2 protein-coding genes are annotated in these 2952 nt (G+C 77.3%); both read left to right on the top strand.

The window, feature by feature from the left end; translation table 11 throughout:
• Positions 1 to 2037: helicase C-terminal domain-containing protein (locus EF903_RS31085; RefSeq protein ID WP_125548318.1), on the top strand; the 2037-nt coding region annotated here is incomplete at its 5' end.
• Between the two features lie 83 nt (positions 2038 to 2120).
• Complete coding sequence (locus EF903_RS31090) at positions 2121 to 2747, top strand: DUF4291 domain-containing protein (RefSeq protein WP_125548319.1); 627 nt, start codon at positions 2121 to 2123, stop codon at positions 2745 to 2747.
• The last annotated feature ends 205 nt before the right edge of the window (positions 2748 to 2952 follow it).

Below are 2952 nucleotides of genomic sequence, written 5' to 3' on the forward strand. Positions count from 1 at the left end.
GAGCTCCTCGCCCCCTCCGCCTCCCGCCCCTCCCCGACCGGTCTCGGCCCGACCGTCGCCGAGGCCACCGCGGGGATGTCGCCGACCCGGATCCAGGAGATCGTCGCGGCGGCCGGGCTGCCCGCCACCCACGACCCGGTGTCGGCGGTGGCCGCGCTGACCGGGCTGTTCACCGATCCGGCGCGGATGTCCGCCCTGCTGGACGAGGCCCCGCCGGAGGCCCGCCAGGTGCTGGACCGGCTCGTGTGGGGGCCGCCGTACGGGGAGGTCACCGCGAACCCGGCGCCGCCCGTGCGCTGGCTGCGCGACCGCGGACTGCTGCTGCCCGCGACGACACGGACCGTGGTGCTGCCCCGCGAGGTCGCCCTGCACCTGCGCGGCGGCCTCGCGCACCGCTCTCCGGAGCCGGTCGCGCCGGAGGTGGCGGTGCAGCGCGAGCACCGCCCCCCGCTCGTCGACGCCAACGCGGCCGGGCAGGCGCTGGCCGCGCTCGCGACCGTCGAGGAGCTGGTGAAGTCCTGGGAGCACGCCGGACCGCCCGTGCTGCGCGCCGGCGGGCTGTCCGTACGCGACCTGAAGCGCACGGCGGCCGCCCTCGACGCGGACGAGCCGACCGCCGCGTTCTGGATCGAACTCGCCTACGCCGCCGGGCTCCTGGCCGCCGACGGCGAGGTCGACGAGCGGTACGGCCCCACCCCCGCCTTCGACGACTGGCGCGAACTGCCGCCCGCCGAAAGGTGGTCGGTCCTCGCCGAGGCGTGGCTGCCGGCCACCCGCACCGCCGGCGCCGTCGGCGAGCAGGACCCCAAGGGCCGCACCCTCGCCGCCCTCGGCCCCGGCCTCGACCGGTCGGCCGCGCCCGAGGTCCGCCGCCGCGTCCTCGAACTCCTCGCCGCGCTCCCCGAAGGCGCCTCCCCCGACCCGCAGGCCCTCCTCGACCGGCTCTCCTGGGAGCGGCCCGTCCGCGGGACGAGCGAGCTGCGGGCCCGCCTCGCCCACCGGACCCTCACCGAGGCCGAACTCCTCGGCGTCACCGGCCGCGGGGCGCTCTCGGCGCCCGGCCGGGCCCTGCTGGAGCACCGCGACCCGGCGCAGCCGCTGGCGCCGCTGCTGCCCGAGCCCGTCGACCGCGTCCTGCTCCAGGCCGACCTGACGGCGGTCGCGCCCGGCCCGCTGGCCCGGCCGCTCGCGGACGTGCTGGCCGTCCTCGCCGACGTGGAGTCCAAGGGCGGAGCGACCGTCTACCGGTTCACGCCCGGCTCGGTGCGCCGCGCCCTCGACGGCGGGCACACCGCCTCCGACCTGCACGCCTTTCTCGCCGAGCACAGCGCCACCCCGGTACCGCAGCCGCTGTCGTACCTGATCGACGACGTGGCCCGGCGCCACGGCCGGCTGCGGGTCGGCGCCGCCTCCTCGTACGTCCGCTGCGACGACGACTCCCTGCTCGGCGAGATCCTCGCCGACAAGCGGTCCGCCCCCCTGGGCCTGCGCCGCCTCGCGCCGACCGTGCTCGCCGCGCAGGCCGATCCGGGCGCGCTGCTCGACGGGCTGCGAGCCATGGGCTACGCCCCGGCCGCCGAATCGCACACCGGCGACGTGCTGGTGGCGCGGGCCGACGCCCGCCGCACCCCGGCGCGCGCCAAACCCGTGCCCGTACCGGAGGGGCCGCCCCTGCCGGACGAGACCCTGCTGGCCGCGGCCGTACGGGCCATCCGCGCCGGGGACCTCGCGGCGACGGCCGTGCGCAAGGAGCCGGAGGCAACCGCGGGCGGGGCGGCCGGGGCGGCCGCCTCCGGGGAGCTGCCGCGCACCAGCGCCGCGGAGACCCTCGCCACCGTGCAGGCGGCCGCGCTGACCGGGTCGGTCGTGTGGATCGGGTACGTGAACGCGGAAGGGGCGGCGAGCCAGCGCGTCATCGCCCCGGTACGGGTGGAGGGCGGCTTCGTCACCGGCTACGACCACACCGCCGACGAGGTCCGCACGTTCGCCCTGCACCGCATCACCGGAGTCGCGGAACTCGCCGACGACCAGGTCTGAGGACCCGTCAACGGGCGCGCGGGGAGCGGGGCCGCCGCGAAAACCGGTGGCCGGCGCGGGCCGCCGCCCCGCAGTCTGGCCCCATGCCCGACACCGCAGGCCCGGCGCCGGACCAGGCCGCCGCCCCCGTTCCGTACCGGCAGATCCGCGCCGCCCACACCGCCGCCACCGTCACCGTCTACCAGGCCTACGCGCCCTCCCTCGGGCTGCCCGCCGCCCGCGACGGCCGTTTCCCGCCGGCCTGGAAGCGCGAGCGGATGACCTGGATCAAGCCGTCGTTCCTGTGGATGATGTACCGCTGCGGCTGGGCGGCCAAGACCGACCAGGAGACCGTCCTCGCCGTCGAGATCACCCGCGAGGGCTTCGACGGTGCGCTGCGCCGGGCCTGCCTCTCGCACTACGAGCCGGGCACCCACCGCGACCGCGAGGCGTGGCAGGAGGCGGTGCGCGGCTCGCCGGTCCGCGTCCAGTGGGACCCCGAGCGGGACCTGCGCCTGAATCCGCTGCCCCACCGCTCGCTCCAACTGGGGCTGTCCGGGCCCGCCTCGCGCGCGTACGCCGACGAGTGGACCGTCTCGATCCGCGACGTCACGCCGCTGGCCGCGGAGATCCGGTCGCTCGTGCAGGCGGGCGACCTGGCCGCGGCGCGGGCGCTGCTGCCCGTCGAGACGCCGTATCCGGCGGGGCCGCTGGAGCACCTGGGCGCGTAGGGCGACGCCCCGCCGAAAAGCGGACTGGCTCATACCGTTCTTGCAGGTCAGAGGCCGTGTGCGCTACCTCTGCCGCTGTTGCACAGCAGTGACAAACGGGCTATTGGAGAGATGATCCACACCATGTGAAGATCGGTACATCGCAACGGCGGCCGCCGCTGAGGCAGGCCCGGCCGGGAGCGGCCTCCCGCACCCCGCCCCGCCC

The organism is Streptomyces sp. WAC05292, assembly GCF_003949955.1.
GTDB classification, from domain to species: Bacteria; Actinomycetota; Actinomycetes; order Streptomycetales; family Streptomycetaceae; genus Streptomyces; species Streptomyces globosus.

Excerpts from the sequence above, each read along its gene's own strand:
- EF903_RS31090 (WP_125548319.1), top strand. The coding sequence starts at position 2,121 with ATGCCCGACACCGCAGGCCCGGCGCCGGACCAGGCCGCCGCCCCCGTT.